We start from the raw sequence: 17014 nt of genomic DNA on the forward strand, positions 1-17014 counted from the left end.
TTACCGAGGTAACGCTGTGTCAGACCAAGCTCCCAACGCATCGCCTACCGGCCAGCGCATTCTGCTGGTGGAAGATTCCGATGTGGTGCGCATGCTCACCGTGGAAGTGCTCGAAGAGCTCGACTACAGCGTGATCGAAGCCGGCGAGGCACAACAGGCGTTACAGGTATTGCGTAGCGATGAGCACATCGACCTGCTGATGACCGACATCGGCCTGCCCGGCATGAACGGCCAGGAGCTGGCCATCGCGGCCCGGCAACTGCGCCCGGATCTGAAAGTTCTGTTCGCCAGCGGTTATGCGGAAAGCGTCGAGATCGACAAGAGCGAGCCGGCGACCCGCACCGACATCATCGGTAAACCTTTTTCTCTCGATGCCCTGCGCGACAAGGTTCAGGGCATGCTTGGCATCTGACAGTCCTGCCCCCAGATCGGCCAAACAGCCCATTGGCACTGGAATTGCGAGGCGGATATGAGTAGGGTTCGCGTCTTTTTGAAAATGTAGTCTGCATTGCCCTGTTTTTGCGGCGGGGCGACAAGCAACTGCGATGATGCGACACCCCCGTAACCGTAGCGGCAGCGGGCCAGCAGCACCCTTGGCGCCCTCTGGAGCCTATGCTAGGTTTGCAGCCCAAAGCCCTGCCGCTCACGGATCCCATCCGCATAAGAATTAAGAGGACTGCTTGATGGCTGAGGCCCCGCCCGCGCTGGAAATCCGCAATCTGCACAAACGCTATGGCGCCCTCGAAGTGCTCAAAGGCATTTCCCTTACCGCCCGTGACGGCGACGTGATCTCCATCCTCGGCTCGTCCGGTTCGGGCAAGTCGACCTTCCTGCGCTGCATCAACCTGCTGGAGAATCCCCATCAGGGTCAGATCATCGTCGCAGGTGAAGAACTCAAGCTGAAAAGCCAGAAAAATGGCGAGCTGGTCGCCGCCGACAGCAGACAGATCAACCGCCTGCGCAGCGAAATCGGTTTCGTCTTCCAGAACTTCAACCTCTGGCCACACATGAGCGTGCTCGACAACATCATCGAGGCGCCACGCCGCGTGCTCGGTCAGAGCAAGGCCGAGGCCACCGCCGTCGCCGAGGCCCTGCTGGCCAAGGTGGGGATTGGCGACAAGCGTCATGCCTATCCCAACCAATTGTCCGGCGGCCAGCAACAGCGTGCCGCCATCGCCCGTACGCTGGCCATGCAGCCCAAGGTCATCCTGTTCGACGAGCCGACTTCGGCCCTCGACCCGGAAATGGTACAAGAAGTGCTTAATGTGATCCGCGCGCTCGCCGATGAAGGCCGAACCATGCTGCTGGTCACCCACGAAATGAATTTCGCCAGGCAGGTCTCCAGTGAAGTGGTGTTCCTGCACCAGGGACTGGTGGAAGAACAGGGGTCGCCCGAACAGGTGTTCGATAACCCCAAGTCGGTGCGTTGCAAACAATTCATGTCCAGCAATCGTTAAAAACGGAGCAATCACGCATGCATAGCTATAAAAAGATTCTGCTGGCAGCTGCCGCCACTCTGGCTTTCGGCACCAGTGCCGTCGCTGCTGACAAACTGAAGATCGGCACCGAAGGCGCCTACCCGCCCTTCAACCTCATCGATGCCAGCGGCCAGGTCGGCGGCTTCGACGTGGAAATCGCCCAGGCCTTGTGCGCCAAGATGCAGGCCGAGTGCCAAGTGGTCACCTCCGACTGGGACGGCATCATCCCGGCCCTGAACGCCAAGAAGTTCGACTTCCTGGTCGCCTCCATGTCGATCACCGAAGAGCGCCAGCAGGCCGTCGACTTCACCGATCCGTACTACACCAACAAGCTGCAGTTCATCGCGCCGAAAGACAGCGACTTCAAGAGCGACAAGGACAGCCTCAAGGGCAAGGTGATCGGTGCGCAGCGCGCGACCATCGCCGGCACCTGGCTGGAAGACAACATGGACGGCGTGGTTGACATCAAGCTCTACGACACCCAGGAGAACGCTTACCTGGATCTGTCCTCGGGTCGTGTCGACGGCGTACTGGCCGACACCTTCGTCAACTGGGAATGGCTCAAGAGCGACGCCGGCAAGAACTTCGAGTTCAAGGGCGAGCCGGTATTCGACGACGACAAGATCGGCATTGCCGTGCGCAAGGGCGATGCCCTGCGCGAGCGCCTGAATACCGCCCTGGCGGAAATCATCGCCGACGGCACCTACAAGAAGATCAACGACAAGTACTTCCCGTTCAGCATCTACTAAGCAGCCTGCCCGCACCGCCTCTGGCGGTGCGGGCGCTTGAGTTTCCATGAATTTCGACCTTTCCGGATTCGGCCCGGCCCTGGCCGCCGGCACCCTGATGACCGTCCAGCTGGCGCTGACCGCGCTGTGCCTCGGTCTGGTGCTCGGCCTGCTCGGCGCCCTTGCCAAGACATCGCCCTACAAGCCGCTGCAATGGCTTGGCGGCACCTATTCGACCATCGTGCGCGGGATTCCCGAACTGCTCTGGGTTCTGCTCATCTATTTCGGCACCGTCGGCCTGATGCGCAGCCTGGCCGATCTGCTCGGTATCGACAGCCTTGAACTGTCGCCATTCGCCGCCGGCGTCATCGCCCTGGGCATCTGCTTCGGCGCCTACGCCACCGAGGTGTTTCGCGGCGCCATCCTGGCCATTCCCAGGGGCCACCGTGAAGCCGGCCAGGCGTTGGGCCTGTCCAAGCCGCGGATCTTCTGGCGCCTGATCATGCCGCAGATGTGGCGCATCGCCCTGCCCGGCCTGGGCAACCTGTTCATGATCCTGATGAAGGACACCGCCCTGGTCTCGGTGATCGGCCTCAACGAGTTGATGCGCCGCTCGCAGATCGCCGTGACCGCCAGCAAGGAACCCTTCACCTTCTACCTCGTCGCCGCGTTCATCTACCTCGGCCTGACCATTCTCGCCATGATCGGCCTGCACTTCCTCGAGAAGCGCGCCAGCCGCGGCTTCATCAGGAGTGCGGCATGAACTGGGACGTCATCATCAAATGGCTGCCGCGCCTGGCCGACGGTGCCCTGCTGACCCTCGAATTGGTCGCCGTCGCCGTCATCGCCGGTCTGATCCTGGCCCTGCCCATGGGCATCGCCCGTGCCTCGCGGCACTGGTACGTGCGCGCCCTGCCCTACGGCTACATCTTCTTCTTCCGCGGCACGCCGCTGCTGGTGCAGCTGTTTCTGGTCTACTACGGCCTGGCCCAGTTCGACGCGGTGCGCCAGGGGCCGCTGTGGCCCTACCTGCGCGACCCGTACTGGTGCGCGGTGATCACCATGACCCTGCACACCACCGCCTATATCGCCGAGATCCTGCGCGGCGCGATCCAGGCCGTGCCGCCAGGCGAGATCGAGGCCGCACGCGCCCTGGGCATGTCGCGCGCGCAATCGATGCTGCATATCGTGCTACCACGCGCCGCACGTATCGGCCTGCCGGCCTACAGCAACGAGGTGATCCTGATGCTCAAGGCCAGCGCCCTGGCCAGCACCGTGACCCTGCTGGAACTCACCGGCATGGCCCGCACCATGAACGCCCGCACCTACCTGCCGGTGGAAGGCTTCTTCGCTGCCGGGGTGTTCTACCTGCTGATCACCTTCGTACTGATCAACGCCTTCAAACTATTGGAACGCTGGCTGCGCGTCGACGCCTGCCAGGGCCGTTGAAGTGACGGGGCCAGTGCCCCGTCGCCTTTCGCCATGACCTCATCCCAACCTCTCCAGCCGCTCAGTGGCGATGCCTTGCTCCAGCGCTTCCAGGCGCTGGACGCCTGTCTCTGCGCGCACCAGGCACTGTGGAAACCGCGGCCCTTCACCCATCAGGTGCTGCCCTGGGAAAGCCAATACCCCGAGCTGGGCAACTGGCTGCGCGGTCGTACGCTTGAAGAAGCCGAAGCCGCCCACAATCAGCCAACGGCCCTGCAGGCCGCGCCTGCCCCCTTCCCAGAGCTGGCCGCCCAGGCTGCATTGCTGAATGAAGTTGGCGACCTGCCCCAACGCGAATCTCACGCGTTGCCGCCGCGATTTTCAGTGGATGTACCGGGCCGCAAATGGCAGCAGATACGCGCCTTCACCGACAGCCTGCAATTCCATCAGGCTCCGCAGCACTGGCTGGACTGGTGCGCAGGCAAGGGCCACCTCGGCCGGGTGCTCGCCCACAACGGACAGGCGCTGACCTGCCTGGAATACGATCCCGCCCTGGTCGCCAGCGGCAGCGACTTGAGCCAACGCCTGGGGATAACTGCGCAGCACATCGGGCAGGACGTGCTCGCCAGCAATGCCGCTGAACAGATACTCGCAGAGCACAGCCCGGTAGCCCTGCACGCCTGCGGCGACTTGCACGTACGCCTGATGCAGCTGGCCAGCACAGCGGGTTGTCAGCAGTTGGCCATCGCGCCCTGCTGCTACAACCGTACCGCTACCACCACCTACCAGGCGTTATCCACAGCAGCCCTCGGCTCACGCCTCAGCCTGTCGCTGGATGACCTGGGCCTGCCAATGAGCGAAACGGTCACCGCCGGCAACCGCGTGCGCCAGCAGCGCGACCACTCCATGGCCTGGCGCCTGGCCTTCGATCTGCTGCAGCGCGAGTTGAGAGGCGTGGATGAATACCTGCCGACTCCATCGCTGCCACCGGCCTGGCTGAAGAAAAGCTTCGCCGATTATTGTCGTGCCCTGGCCGAGCTGAGAGGTTTGCCGCCGCCTGGCGAGCGTGACTGGTCAAGCCTCGAAACAGCCGGCTGGCAGCGCCTGGCCGAAGTGCGCAACCTGGAATTGCTGCGCGGCCTGTTCCGCCGCCCACTGGAACTCTGGCTGGTGCTCGACCGCGCGCTCTACCTGCAGGAACAGGATTTCGATGTGCGCCTCGGCCAGTTCTGCCCCACGCACCTCACGCCACGCAACCTGCTGTTGCTTGCCGAGCGCGCCTGAGTTGCGCACACAATCTGTGGATAACTCTGTTAACAGATTCTGAGCAAGCGCCGCCAAGCCCCCTCCCGCAAGGCTCAACGGCAGCTGATCATTTTTTGTTCACAAATAAAATTCATATAAAACAGTCGCTTGCAAAATATGTGAAGCGCTGCGTAGAAAATAACTAAAACGGCTTAGCCGCCCTGCATTTGTGCATAAGCCGCGCCAGAGCGCCTCAAAAAGGGCAGCAAAAAACCTGCCGTAACCGGCTTTACTCATGCAAACGAATGGATATAATGGCGGCCCTCAAATGCCGGTATAGCTCAGCTGGTAGAGCAACTGACTTGTAATCAGTAGGTCCCGGGTTCGACTCCTGGTGCCGGCACCATATGAAACAACGACTTAGGCTCACCGCAAGGTGGGCCTTTTTCGTTATGGGATTTTGGTCATCTCCTCTTTCCCTGATCTTGCGCTTCTCCAAGATCAGATGGCCAGACGCCAAGCATCCTTACAGCCATGCAGGGTGAGAGCTAGATCAAACGGCCTCGCCATTCCTCTATCGGCGAATTGGCGCGGTTGGGTACCGGTACAGGTGATCCATGAAGGCATATCGAGTAGCCTTGCGGATCTTTTTGGTTGGATCGGTCGGTAGGGAGTCGAGCATTGAGTCACAAGAGCAAAGCGATCCTCTGGGCCGGTATGGGCCTAAGCCTGTTGCTGTCGGTTGTCGTGCTTCGTCTGTTTTCTGTCTGGGCGACGACGCTTCCGCTGGACGTGCCGGTTCGGCTCGACGAGGGAGCCACCCTGGATTTACCGGTCAAGGCCCGAACGCTTGAGTTCGATACGCTGGCGGTAGTGTTTTCCACCGGTGAGCTGCCGCTGTATACCGTGCGCAAGTTGTCCGGCGGGCCGATCTGGGAAAACGAACAGTGGGTCGAATACCCACCAGCACCGATGACATTGGGCTGGAAGCTGCTGACGCCGGCAGGTGAGTTGTTGTCCGCAGGGCAGGGAGACATAGGCCAGGAACTCACCAGCTATGGCAGCGACGAGATCACTCGCGCCGTGGCGCGCATTCCGATGGAGCCCGGGGACTATCGTCTTCAGGTGACCGCACTGACACCTGATGCGCGCTTTGCCGAAGTGGCCACTCGGCTGGTGTTCGTGGCGCAAGGCAAAGGCGAGACCTGGCAATCGGGCGTCGCATGGTGGGGTTCGATAATCTCGGGCGTGCTGCTGATCCCGCTGATGGTCATCTGCGGATTATTGACCCTCCACCACTTCACGCGCTGGCGTTACGGAGCACCAGCCGCGGATTGAATATCGAGCGAGCCAATGTGCCGGATCGCCTTCGGCTTACACACGATAGCGATCCAGCAATGCCTCGGTGGGATGGCAGAACAGAGAGCCAATGCCGAGCATGCCGATATGCACACCCTCGCACACCAATTCCTCTTGAAGGCATTGCAGATAACTGCGCGATGCTGCCGCAGGGCCTGTGTCACACAGGCTCGATACTCCTGTGGTTTCAGCCGCTGCGGTCTGGCAGATCGAAAATACGCGCAGAAGAGCAAATGAGCGCTGAGGATGAAGCCGCATGGCAGCCATTAAAGGAAGTATTAGCGTGTCAGCAATCTGGAAGCCAAAGCATCGCGGGCTGCTCATGACCGTCGTTCTCGTTCTGCCTGCGTGCTCGGCGATCGGCCCGTTTTCGGAATATGAAAAGAGTCTGATCAACAGGCCAATACCCAAGGACGTAACTCAGGCAAAACTGGAGTGTAATATCCGCCGAGCGCACTACGACATGCTGCTGTTCACCATCAAGCAGCGAGACGAAAACGGATGGGATGACGACGCCGAAAAGGACGTGATGATCTCGGACGCCTGGGCGGATTATCACCGCGCCAGGCGGATAGGGTGTAGCGGATGGGAGTGATGGAAAACGCCCCCTGGAAGGGTGCCGCCTACCACCCCACATTCACGACGATGCCAGCGCCTCGCCTCAGCTGCCACAACCCGGGGAAAATACGATGAAGACGTCACAGCGCGGATCTGGCCACCTGTTCAGCCTGATAGTCATCGCGCTCATTGTGTGGGGTGGTTACGTAACCTTCTACGTGCCGTACGAACACAGAAAATCGATGGATGAGTTCCGCGGCAAACCGCCTGCGGTGAGCCCGGCGAAACTGGCGATAGTCGAGGCGTACAAGCCAAAGCCGCCCCCAGCCCAACTGCCTCGCGGGCTGTACACCGGTACAGCGGAGCAAGACGGTTACCCGATGAGTATCAGCTTCGATTTCGGCGAGGATCAGGTCATTACCAAGAAGGCCTACATCAAGAACTATGAGTTCACTGGCTCAGCGGTTTATGAATTCGTTGGCTCGGTGATGACCTTCAGGAACGTGAAGGGCGACGCCGTTCTTTTTGCAGAGTCTGGCGAGCCGATTGACGTGATCAGCCCAACCGAAATCCATGTGCCAGGGCCTGATACGACACTGGTGCTGACGCAGAAGTGAACGCGCCTGCACGCATACGGGTACAGCTTCTGAGTTGCCTCGGCGCAGGGACGCGCCGCGCAGTCAGTAATCAGAAAGGGGACAGCTTCAACATCTGTCCCCTTTTTTGCCTGCTGGTTTGTCAGTTATCCCTTCCCTGAAGCATCAGGCCCGCCCGGCCGCCTCTATTCGCGCGATCTCGTCGGGTTGCACGTAGTAGTCGGTGTCTTCGTCGTAGCTGCGCACGATGAAGCAGGCGACGCTGGCCACGAAGGTCACGCCCACCAGCCACCAGATGTGCCAGATCAGAGCGAAGCACATCAGGGTCATGAACGCCGCGGCGATCAGGCCGATGCCGGTGTTGCGCGGTATGTGGATGGGCCGGAACGTGGTCGGGGCAGGCTTGAGGCCGTCGCGTTTCATTTCGTGGAATTCGTCGATGCGGTCGCCACGCGGGGTCACGGCGAAGTTGTAGAACGACGGCGGCGACGCGGTCGACCATTCCAGGGTGCGGGCATTCCAGGGGTCGCCGGTGTGGTCGGCCAGTTCCTTGCGCTTGATGATCGACACGGCGAACTGAATCAGCGTGCAGGCGATGCCCAGGCCGATCAGCACCGCACCGATCACGGCCACGTTCAGGTAGGGCTCCCACTCCGGGTTGGTGGTGCTGTTTAGGCGCCGGGTCATGCCCATGAAACCCAGAATATAGAGCGGCATGAAGGCCAGGTAGAAACCGCTGATCCAGAACCAGAAGGACGCCTTGCCCCAGCCTTCGTGCAGCTTGAAGCCGAACACTTTCGGGAACCAGAAGGTGATGCCGGCCATGTAACCGAACACCGCGCCACCAATGATCACGTTATGGAAGTGCGCCACCAGGAACAGGCTGTTGTGCAGCAGGAAGTCGGCCGCCCGGCACCGCCAGGGCCACGGTGAGAATCGGGAAGGCCGCGACGATGATCACGCTGGTACAGAAGATCGTCCAGGTGAAGATCGGCATCCTGAACATCGTCATGCCCGGCGCACGCATCTTGAGGATGGTGACCAGGAAGTTGACCCCGGTGAGCAGCGTGCCCAGGCCGGAGAGCTGCAGGCTCCAGATGTAGTAATCGACGCCGACCCCAGGGCTGTATTCGATACCCGACAGCGGCGGATAGGCCACCCAGCCGGTCATCGCGAACTCGCCGACTACCTGCAGCACGGCGGTTATGACCGCCATCTGCGCAAACTGCGCCATCACCTGGAAACCCAGCAGGCATCGATGCTGGCCTCGGCAGCGCGGCACTTTCCGGCCGACACGCGGGTAACCCGGCCGAGCGGCGGCTATTTTCTCTGGTTCGAATTCGCCCAGCGGGTGGATGCGCTGCAGCTGTTCCGCCTGGCGCTGGCTCAGGGCATCAGCCTGGCGCCTGGGCCAATCTTTTCGGCAACGCGCGGCTTCGGCCATTGCGCACGGCTCAACCATGGCCACCCGTGGAGCGCGCAATGCGAGCAGGCCATGGCAACCCTGGGGCGAATCATCGATTCATTCTGAGGGCGTTGCGGAAGCGGAGGGGCAGAGGCAGGTGCTCATCACGTGCGCGATGAGCACCGCGGGGTCAGAGCTGGTCGCCTTGCAAGCCGGCGTAGAGACGGGTCATTTCGTTGAGCTGGCGGAACATCGACTCGGCATTCACGGCGACGATGGTCGGCACGAAGTCCTTGGAGGCGAAGGCCTTGCTCGCGAACTGCCAGCGCGCGTCGGTCTTGCGTAGCGCTACCGCGATCTCTTCGTTCGGCGCACCGGCGGCCTGCAGCTCCTTCATGATGCTGTCGAACTCCTTCACCGAGGCGTCGAAGCTGGCATCCAGATCAGGCGCTTGCACGCCCCAGGCACGAGCCATGTAGAACATCGCGGTACGCTGGGTCAGCACACGGTTCCAGCCACTGCGGTTGATCGAGTGCGAGGCCGCGTCGCCATTGTGCTTCTCGAACAGGTCGGTAACGTGCTGGCACTGCTTCACCAATTCCTCGGCCTTGGCCAGCATGGCCGGCGCCTGAGCCTTGTCCGGTGTGGCGGTGATCATGTCGCGATAGGCAGACCAGATCACTTCGACCTGGCCCAGTGCAGCGAGGACTTCGTCGTTGGTGGGGTGGGCCTTGAGCTTGGCGTGGTGATCTTCGAACAGGGCGATGCTGGTGTTGAGCTGCTTGATCGCGTCATCGACCTTCACGTCGGAGCCGATCATCAGGTAATCCTTGGCCATGATCTGGCCCAGGCTGCGCTGCAGGCCGGCCATGTTCATTGCTTCCAGCGGGGTCATCTGCGCCCAGCTGGCGCAACTGATCAGGCTGAGCCCCAGCAGGAGCGTTCGCATGCAACGTTTAATCAACTCGATATCCTCGTGCGCTCTGAGGGCCGACCAGCGATGCAGACACACCACTGGAGAGCGGGGCGCACGACGATGGTTGACCTGAGTGAATACTGGAGCGCGGCGGCAGCCAGGACTGCCAACATTCCGACGCCAGCGATTGTTGAATTCTACTCCATAAGGCCCGTCGTTGACGTGTCGCCGGTGCGCGATAGGTTGCCGTCTGGCGGGTGAAAACAGAGATTGGTGACGCCCGTCACATTGCCCGATGCTCGCCTGCCCTGCTCCACCAGCTCAATACGCTCGCAGGCCGAACAGGTAGCCCTGAAAATACGCGCGACCTTGCGCCTCGAGCTGCTCGAACCGGGCTTCGGTCTCCACGCCGCCTTCGGCGGGTCTTGATCCGCAGGCTGCCGCCGCTCATGCCGGTGACAGCGAGCGGCTGTCCGCCTGACTGGAGCAGGCATACAGCTTCGTCCACGCGCCGGTCGGGCGGGGGATTCTACCGCGCAAGATAGCACAGAGCCATCAGGCCATGACCGAACGGTCAGCCTGCCGAGGGCGAAGCAAGCGGGAAGCGGCGGCAAGCAGTCACCTCTCCTGCCGTGGCAGGAGGAGGTGTGCAGGGTCAAGATGCCTTGTTGGCCTCGGCTGCCGCCTTGCGGCGGGCGCGGCGAGACAGCATGTTGAGCGCCTCGATCACCGCCGAGAACGCCATCGCTGCATAGATGTAGCCCTTCGGCACATGGGCGCCAAAGCCTTCGGCGATCAGCGTCATGCCGATCATGATCAAGAAACCCAGCGCCAGCATCACCACCGTCGGGTTGTTGTTGATGAAGCGCGCCAGGGGCTCGGCGGCCAGCAGCATCACGGTGACGGCGGCGACCACGGCGATGACCATGATCGGTACATGGGACGTCATGCCCACGGCGGTGATGATGCTGTCGACCGAGAACACCAGGTCGAGCAGCAGGATCTGCACGATGGCGGCGCTGAATCCCAGAGTCGCGGCACGCCCGACGAACATGTCGCCTTCCGGTTCCGGATCCATGGAGTGATGGATTTCCTTGGTTGCCTTCCACAGCAGGAACAGGCCACCGGCGATAAGGATGATGTCCTTCCAGGAGAAGGCCTGGCCGAACAGCTCGATCACCGGCTCGACCAACTGGACGATCCACGCCACCGTACCGAGCAGCACCAGGCGCAGGATCAGCGCCGCACCAATGCCCAGGCGCCGTGCCTTGGCACGCTGATGCTCGGGTAGCTTGTTGGTGAGGATGGAGATGAAGATCAGGTTGTCGATGCCCAGTACCACTTCCATGACCATCAGGGTGGCCAGGGCGACCCAGGCAGTGGGGTCGCTCGTCAGTTGCAGGAGATAGTCCACGGTCACGCACTTCATGGCTGAACGGAATGCGCATTCTCGACCTTTGCAGAACCGACAAATACGACAAGTTGCAACAATTGATTTCAGCCTTCCATAGGGCTGTAACCCCCGCAGGACAGGTGCTTAGCGCGCCAGCAGGACAACCACGCACACCGCCAGCACGGCACTGATCACCTTCCAGAACAACAATGGATTGCGCTCCATCAACGGCGGCCGGCGACTGTCGAGAAAGGCCTGGCTGGGATGACGCAGTTCGTGAACGAATTCGGCGGGTTCGTCGTAGCGCTTGAGCGGGTTGGGTTGAGTGGCCTTGCGCAGCACATCGTCGATCCACGCCGGCAGCTCGCGCTCGACGTGGCGGATCGGCCGGTAGCGCAGGCGATTCTGCGCTGCCCGGGTACGTGTCCTGGCCACCTCGGCGCCGAAGGGCAATTGCCCGCTGAGCATCTGGTAGGTGATCACCCCCAGGGAAAACACATCGCTGCGCACCGTGGCGGGCTCAGCGAGAAAGTACTCCGGCGCCATGTACTGCACGGTGCCCAGCATTTCACGCTGCGCCAGCGGTGCGGTGAGTTCCTGCAGACCCGCCACGCGGGTGGCGCCGAAGTCGATAATCTTCACCGTGCCGGTGGTGTCGATCATCACATTGGCCGGGCGCAGATCCTGGTGCAGCATTTCCAGGCGGTGAAAGGCGCGTAGCCCCTTGGCGATCTGCTCGACGATGGCACGCACGGTTTCCAGGTCGGGGCTGGGATGATCGATCATCCACTGCGCCAGGGTCTGGCCTTCGACGAACTCGCTGACGCAATACAGATAGTTGCGCTTGCGTGTCTGCGGGCAAGGCTTGAGCACATGGGCGCTGTCGATGCGCCGGGCGATCCACTCCTCGGTAAGAAAACGCTCCAGATAGCGGGAGTCGTGCTGCAAATCGAGCGACGGGGTCTTGATCACCACCGCGCCGCCGCTTTGCTCGTCGGTGGCCAGGTATACATGGCTGCGACTGCTGGCATGCAGAGACCTGACGATACGATAACCGTCGAAGGGCATGCGCGCCTCGAGAATCGGCGGACAAGGCAATTCACCCAGGCGGTGCCGCACATCATCGGCCTCGGCCTGGGGCAGTTGATCGATGCGCACGATCTGCAGGGTCAGATTGTCATCGCTGCCCTGCTCGTAGGCCTCGGCGACGATGGTGCGTGCGGCCTGGGGCAGATCCTCGGCGTGCTCGGCGATGCACTCGATGATCTGCCGCGCACCGACGTACTCGTAGACACCATCGGTGGCCAGCACGAAGACGTCCCCCGGATCGACGGCCAACGCCTGGTAGTCCACCTCCAGCTGCGGCTGGATACCCAGCGCCCGGCTCAGGTAGCTCTTGTCCTGGCCAAGCCACAGGCGATGATCCTGGGTCAGTTGCTCCAGGGCGCCATCACGCAGGCGATAGATACGGGTGTCGCCGGCGTGAAACAGGTGCGCCGTGGTGGACTTGATCACCAGCGCACTGAGGGTGCACACATAGCCACGATCCATGTCGTAGCGATGCAGGCCTTGCCGGGTCTGGGCGTAGAGCCAGGCATTGGTGGCGCTGAGCACGCGCATCACCGATTTCTTCACCGACCAGGCTTCGCTGGTGCTGAAGTAGTCGGAGAGGAACGCCGCCACCGCCGTTTCACTGGCGATGTGGCTGACCTCGCTGCTGCTGATGCCATCGGCCAGGGCGATGGCGATGCCCTTACTGCTCAATTGCGGTTCGCATGGCACGCACAGGCCATGGAAATCCTGATTGCGCGCCTTGCGACCCTTGTCGGAATGCTGGCCGATGCTGACCTGCAGTTGGCCCTTCATCCCTGCCCGCAGCACTTCAGCGACAGCTTCCATCGATGAGGGCTCAGCTGAAGGAGCGTTTGGGCGCGGTTCTCACATGAGTGGTGTACAACGTCAGGCCGGTGAAGGCCAGGCCACCGACCAGGTTGCCCAGGGCCGTGGGAATCTCGTTCCAGAGCATGTAGTCCATCACCGAGAAATTACCGCCCAGAATGATGCCCGAGGGGAACAGGAACATGTTCACCACCGAGTGCTCGAAACCCATGAAGAAGAACAGCATGATCGGCATCCACATGGCGATGGTCTTGCCGCTGACCGTGGTGGAGATCATCGCGCCGACCACGCCCATGGATACCATCCAGTTGCACAGCACGCCGCGCAGGAAGATGGTCGCCCAGCCGGCCGCGCCATACTCGGCATAGCCCAGGGTGCGGTCTTCGCCGATGTGCGAGATCTTCTCGCCGATCAGACCCGGGTCGGTGGAGAAACCATAGGTGAATACGAAGGCCATCATGAAGGCCACGGTCAGCGCGCCGGCGAAGTTACCGAGGAACACCAGGCCCCAGTTGCGCAATACACCACCCACGGTCACCCCAGGTCGACGATCGAGCAGCGCCAGCGGGGTGAGCATGAACACCCCGGTGAGCAGGTCGAAACCCATCAGGTAAAGCATCACGAAACCGACCGGAAACAGCACCGCGCCGAGCAGCGGCGAGCCCGTCTGCACACTGACGGCGATGGCGAATACCGCTGCCAGGGAGAGGATCGCCCCGGCCATGAAGGCGCGGATCAGGGTATCGCGGGTCGACATGAAGATCTTCGACTCGCCGGCATCCACCATCTTTGTGACGAATTCGGCAGGAACCAGGTAGGACATGGAGATGCTCTCTTTTCAAGTATTCGAAAGGGGTGAAATCAATCAAGTAGGGTGGTTGGCGCGCCTGTTACCCGCTCTGACGACTAGCCAGCCAGGCCGATTTCCACGGTGTCGCCATTGAGCCGCACCGGCCACACCCGCAGGCGCTGCTCCGGGTACTCCAGGCAACTGCCGTCGACCAGGCGGAAATGCTGTTTGTAGAGCGGCGAGGCAATCACCAGATCGCCCTTGATCTGGCCGATCAGGCCACGGCCAATGACGTTGGCGCCGGATTTCGGATCGCGGTTTTCCACGGCGAACAGCTGCTCGCCGGCCTCGCTCTGCGGCAGATGGAACAGGGCGATCTGCGCACCCTCGAGCCAGGCCACCACGCCCGAATTGGCAACCAGATCCTGGCTGCGGCAAAGTGGTCGCCACTCGGTGGCGGGAAGCGATTGGGCACGCACGGCGTTGGACTGGCTCATCAGAGCACCTCCTCGGTAACGGGGATCAGATGTAATTCACTGGCAGAAAGCGGACGGCGCTGACCACGCTCCTTGACGAAGTGGATGTCCGGATCGGCGCGCTTGTCGTTGACGAAGGTGCGGAAGCGCTTGAGCTTCTCCGGATCCTTGAGGGCGCCGGCCCACTCGCATTCGTAACGGTCGACCACCAGCTGCATCTGCGCTTCCAGCTCATTGCCCAGGCCCAGGCTGTCGTCGAGGATCACCGCCTTGAGATAATCCAGGCCACCTTCCAGGGACTCGCGCCACACCGAGGTGCGCTGCAGCTTGTCGGCGGTGCGTACGTAGAACATCAGCACACGGTCGATGGTGCGGATCAGCGCCGCGTCATCCAGGTCGGTGGCGAACAACTCGGCGTGCCGTGGGCGCATGCCGCCGTTGCCGCATACGTACAGGTTCCAGCCCTTGTCGGTGGCGATCACGCCGATGTCCTTGCTCTGCGCCTCGGCGCACTCACGGGTGCAGCCGCTGACCGCGAACTTGATCTTGTGCGGCGAGCGCAGGCCCTTGTAGCGATCTTCCAGACGCAGCGCCATGCCGACGCTGTCCTGCACACCGTAGCGGCACCAGGTGCTGCCCACGCAGGACTTCACGGTGCGCAGCGACTTGCCGTAGGCATGACCGGTCTCGAAGCCGGCTTTGATCAGCTCGCTCCAGATCTCCGGCAGTTCGTGCAGTTGCGCGCCGAACAGGTCGATACGCTGGCCGCCGGTGATCTTGGTGTAGAGATCGTATTTCTTCGCCACCGCACCGATGGCGATCAGCCCGTCCGGGGTGATCTCGCCGCCGGGAATACGCGGCACCACCGAATAGGTGCCGTTCTTCTGCATGTTGGCCATGAAGGTGTCGTTGGTGTCCTGCAGTGGAATCAGCAGCGGATCGGTGATCGGCTGGTTCCAGCACGAGGCGAGGATCGAACCGACTGCCGGTTTGCAGATATCGCAGCCGGTGTGGCCACGACCATGACGAACCAGCAGCTCTTCGAAACTGAGGATGCCTTCCACCCGGACGATGCCGTACAGCTCCTGGCGGGTGTGGGCGAAGTGCTCGCAGAGGCTCTTGTCCACCGCCACGCCACGGGCGCTCAGCTCATGCTCGAAGACCTGCTTGAGCAGGGCGCTGCAGCCACCGCAACCGCTACCGGCCTTGGTGATGGCCTTCAGCTCGCCGAGGTCGGTGATGCCGGCGTCGACCTGGCAGCACACCGCGCCCTTGCTGACGTTGTGGCAGGAACAGATGGTCGCGCTGTCCGGCAGCGCATCGGCGCCCAGGGTCGGCGCGCCGTCGGAGAGCGGCAGGATCAGGCTGGACGGATCCTGGGGTAGCTTGATGCCGTTCTGGGCGTACTGCAGCAGGGTGTCGTAGTAACTGTTGTCGCCGACCAGCACCGCGCCGATGACGTGCTGGCCATCCGCCGAGACCACCAGGCGGCGGTAGCTGGCGTTGGCTTCGTCGATATAGCGGTAGCTCTTGGCGCCTGGCGTGGCGGCGTGGGCATCGCCGATGGAGCCGACGTCGACGCCAAGCAGCTTGAGCTTGGTCGACATGTCGGCGCCGGTGAACTGTTCATGGGCCTGACCCGCAAGCAGCGCGGCGAGATTACGGGCCATGGCGTAACCCGGCGCGACCAGGCCGAAGACCATGCCATTCCAGGATGCGCATTCGCCGATGGCGAAGATCGCTGGGTCGCTGGTACGGCAATCGTTGTCGACCACCACACCACCGCGCGGCGCTATCTCCAGGCCGGCGGCGCGGCCAAGGGCGTCCTGCGGGCGAATACCAGCGGAAAACACGATCAGGTCGCTTTCCAGATACTCACATTTACCATCAGCGCCATCGCTGAATTTCATGCGATAGGCGTATTCCTCACCGATGACGATCTCCTGGGTGGCGCGCGACAGGTGCACGCCCACACCAAGGGCTTCGATGCGCGCCCGCAGCGCGTCGCCACCGTCGGCATCCAGCTGCACGGGCATCAGGCGTGGCGCGAACTCCACCACATGGGCTTCCAGGCCAAGGGACTTGAGGGCGTTGGCCGCCTCCAGACCGAGCAAGCCGCCACCGACCACCACGCCACGCCGGGCACTGGCCGCAGCGGCGCGGATGCCGTCGAGATCGTCCAGAGTACGGTAGACCAGGCGCGAATTGCCCTCGGCGCCAGGAATCGGCGGTACGAAAGGGTAGGAACCGGTGGCCAGCACCAGGCGGTCGTAGTGGCGGCGGCCGTGGGCGGTGACGATCTCCTGGGCCTCACGGTCGATCTCCAGCACCTGTTCGCCCAGATGCAGGTGCACGCCATGACGGGCGTACAGGTCAGGCTCGCCAAGGGCCAGGGCTTCGGCGTCCTTGCCGGAGAAATACTCGGACAGGTGCACGCGGTCATAAGCGCGCTGGCGCTCTTCGCCATACACGTGCACCTGATAGCGCTGCAGGGCGCCACTGGCGATCAACTGCTCCACACAGTGGTGGCCGACCATGCCGTTGCCGATGACGATCAGGCTCTCGCGCTTGATCGATGTGACGATGGAGTTCATAGCCTGCCCTCTGTCTGCTGCGCTATCACGGGTTTTTGCAACGCAAAAAAAAGACGCCTGGAGCTGCTAGCAGCTTCAGGCGTCTTTGCCTTGGATTCAGTCATGTAGTTTTGGGTGGATGGCGGGCTACGCTGCCCAGGCTCATCCCC

15 protein-coding genes, 1 tRNA gene and 2 pseudogenes are annotated in these 17014 nt (G+C 62.1%); 11 read left to right on the plus strand and 7 right to left on the minus strand.

The features are described from left to right. Positions 1 to 16: 16 nt before the first annotated feature. The 10 genes from DNK06_RS08915 (at position 17) to DNK06_RS08960 (ending at position 7413) form a co-directional block, all read left to right on the plus strand. On the plus strand, positions 17 to 412 hold the full coding sequence (locus DNK06_RS08915) for a response regulator (protein ID WP_278248837.1): 396 nt from the start codon (positions 17 to 19) through the stop codon (positions 410 to 412). 271 nt (positions 413 to 683) lie between these two features. Continuing rightward, positions 684 to 1457 carry an ABC transporter ATP-binding protein gene (locus DNK06_RS08920; protein ID WP_131179671.1) on the plus strand — a complete coding sequence of 258 codons (774 nt, stop codon included), beginning with the start codon at positions 684 to 686 and terminating at the stop codon, positions 1455 to 1457. Positions 1458 to 1474: 17 nt separating this feature from the next. Continuing rightward, on the plus strand, positions 1475 to 2227 hold the full coding sequence (locus DNK06_RS08925) for an ABC transporter substrate-binding protein (RefSeq protein ID WP_131179672.1): 753 nt from the start codon (positions 1475 to 1477) through the stop codon (positions 2225 to 2227). A gap of 46 nt (positions 2228 to 2273) precedes the next feature. Then, a complete protein-coding gene (locus DNK06_RS08930) occupies positions 2274 to 2969 on the plus strand; it encodes an ABC transporter permease (protein ID WP_131179673.1) in 696 nt (231 codons plus the stop codon). Beyond that, complete coding sequence (locus tag DNK06_RS08935) at positions 2966 to 3655, plus strand: ABC transporter permease (protein WP_131179674.1); 690 nt, start codon at positions 2966 to 2968, stop codon at positions 3653 to 3655. Before DNK06_RS08930 ends, DNK06_RS08935 begins: the two co-directional genes overlap by 4 nt. A 33-nt stretch (positions 3656 to 3688) precedes the next feature. Beyond that, a complete protein-coding gene (locus tag DNK06_RS08940) occupies positions 3689 to 4918 on the plus strand; it encodes a methyltransferase (protein ID WP_131179675.1) in 1230 nt (409 codons plus the stop codon). A gap of 291 nt (positions 4919 to 5209) precedes the next feature. Beyond that, a tRNA-Thr gene (locus DNK06_RS08945) sits at positions 5210 to 5285 on the plus strand. A 275-nt stretch (positions 5286 to 5560) separates the two neighbouring features. Further along, positions 5561 to 6217 (plus strand): hypothetical protein, encoded by a 657-nt coding sequence (locus DNK06_RS08950; protein ID WP_131179676.1) that lies wholly within the window; start codon positions 5561 to 5563, stop codon positions 6215 to 6217. A gap of 277 nt (positions 6218 to 6494) precedes the next feature. Continuing rightward, entirely contained in the window at positions 6495 to 6833 is a 339-nt protein-coding gene (locus DNK06_RS08955; protein WP_131179677.1) for a hypothetical protein, read from the plus strand. 94 nt (positions 6834 to 6927) lie between these two features. Then, a complete protein-coding gene (locus DNK06_RS08960; protein WP_131179678.1) occupies positions 6928 to 7413 on the plus strand; it encodes a hypothetical protein in 486 nt (161 codons plus the stop codon). Between the two features lie 144 nt (positions 7414 to 7557). On the opposite strand, the pseudogene DNK06_RS08965 reads toward DNK06_RS08960, so the two are convergent. Next, positions 7558 to 8602 (minus strand): annotated as a pseudogene (locus DNK06_RS08965) (cbb3-type cytochrome c oxidase subunit I); the annotation flags it as partial. Here DNK06_RS08965 and DNK06_RS08970 point away from each other — a divergent pair. Continuing rightward, positions 8570 to 8923, plus strand: a pseudogene (locus DNK06_RS08970) (PLP-dependent aminotransferase family protein); the annotation flags it as partial. The pseudogenes DNK06_RS08965 and DNK06_RS08970 sit on opposite strands and share 33 nt — an antisense overlap. A 64-nt stretch (positions 8924 to 8987) precedes the next feature. On the opposite strand, the gene DNK06_RS08975 reads toward DNK06_RS08970, so the two are convergent. The 6 genes from DNK06_RS08975 to nirB all read right to left on the minus strand — a co-directional run bounded on the left by DNK06_RS08975 (position 8988) and on the right by nirB (position 16865). After that, a complete protein-coding gene (locus DNK06_RS08975) occupies positions 8988 to 9746 on the minus strand; it encodes a hypothetical protein (RefSeq protein ID WP_242674707.1) in 759 nt (252 codons plus the stop codon). 622 nt (positions 9747 to 10368) lie between these two features. Then, positions 10369 to 11127: a TerC family protein gene (locus tag DNK06_RS08980; RefSeq protein WP_131179680.1), complete on the minus strand. Its 759-nt coding sequence runs from the start codon at positions 11125 to 11127 to the stop codon at positions 10369 to 10371. Between the two features lie 123 nt (positions 11128 to 11250). After that, positions 11251 to 12972, minus strand: coding sequence for a bifunctional protein-serine/threonine kinase/phosphatase (locus DNK06_RS08985; protein WP_131179703.1), 1722 nt, complete (start codon positions 12970 to 12972; stop codon positions 11251 to 11253). Between the two features lie 43 nt (positions 12973 to 13015). Next, complete coding sequence (locus DNK06_RS08990; protein WP_131179681.1) at positions 13016 to 13828, minus strand: formate/nitrite transporter family protein; 813 nt, start codon at positions 13826 to 13828, stop codon at positions 13016 to 13018. Between the two features lie 83 nt (positions 13829 to 13911). After that, positions 13912 to 14292, minus strand: coding sequence for a nitrite reductase small subunit NirD (nirD, locus tag DNK06_RS08995; RefSeq protein WP_131179682.1), 381 nt, complete (start codon positions 14290 to 14292; stop codon positions 13912 to 13914). Continuing rightward, entirely contained in the window at positions 14292 to 16865 is a 2574-nt protein-coding gene (nirB, locus tag DNK06_RS09000; protein WP_131179683.1) for a nitrite reductase large subunit NirB, read from the minus strand. The genes nirD and nirB overlap by 1 nt, the downstream gene beginning before the upstream one ends. Positions 16866 to 17014 lie beyond the last annotated feature (149 nt).

It is taken from the genome of Phytopseudomonas daroniae, assembly GCF_004327285.1.
Lineage (GTDB): Bacteria > Pseudomonadota > Gammaproteobacteria > Pseudomonadales > Pseudomonadaceae > Aquipseudomonas > Aquipseudomonas daroniae.

Excerpts from the sequence above, each read along its gene's own strand:
- DNK06_RS08920 (WP_131179671.1), top strand. The coding sequence starts at position 684 with ATGGCTGAGGCCCCGCCCGCGCTGGAAATCCGCAATCTGCACAAACGC.
- DNK06_RS08955 (WP_131179677.1), top strand. The coding sequence starts at position 6,495 with ATGGCAGCCATTAAAGGAAGTATTAGCGTGTCAGCAATCTGGAAGCCA.
- DNK06_RS08975 (WP_242674707.1), bottom strand. The coding sequence starts at position 9,746 with ATGCGAACGCTCCTGCTGGGGCTCAGCCTGATCAGTTGCGCCAGCTGG.
- DNK06_RS08985 (WP_131179703.1), bottom strand. The coding sequence starts at position 12,972 with ATGAAGGGCCAACTGCAGGTCAGCATCGGCCAGCATTCCGACAAGGGT.
- DNK06_RS08940 (WP_131179675.1), top strand. The coding sequence starts at position 3,689 with ATGACCTCATCCCAACCTCTCCAGCCGCTCAGTGGCGATGCCTTGCTC.
- DNK06_RS08925 (WP_131179672.1), top strand. The coding sequence starts at position 1,475 with ATGCATAGCTATAAAAAGATTCTGCTGGCAGCTGCCGCCACTCTGGCT.
- nirD (WP_131179682.1), bottom strand. The coding sequence starts at position 14,292 with ATGAGCCAGTCCAACGCCGTGCGTGCCCAATCGCTTCCCGCCACCGAG.
- DNK06_RS08930 (WP_131179673.1), top strand. The coding sequence starts at position 2,274 with ATGAATTTCGACCTTTCCGGATTCGGCCCGGCCCTGGCCGCCGGCACC.
- DNK06_RS08990 (WP_131179681.1), bottom strand. The coding sequence starts at position 13,828 with ATGTCCTACCTGGTTCCTGCCGAATTCGTCACAAAGATGGTGGATGCC.
- DNK06_RS08960 (WP_131179678.1), top strand. The coding sequence starts at position 6,928 with ATGAAGACGTCACAGCGCGGATCTGGCCACCTGTTCAGCCTGATAGTC.
- nirB (WP_131179683.1), bottom strand. The coding sequence starts at position 16,865 with ATGAACTCCATCGTCACATCGATCAAGCGCGAGAGCCTGATCGTCATC.
- DNK06_RS08935 (WP_131179674.1), top strand. The coding sequence starts at position 2,966 with ATGAACTGGGACGTCATCATCAAATGGCTGCCGCGCCTGGCCGACGGT.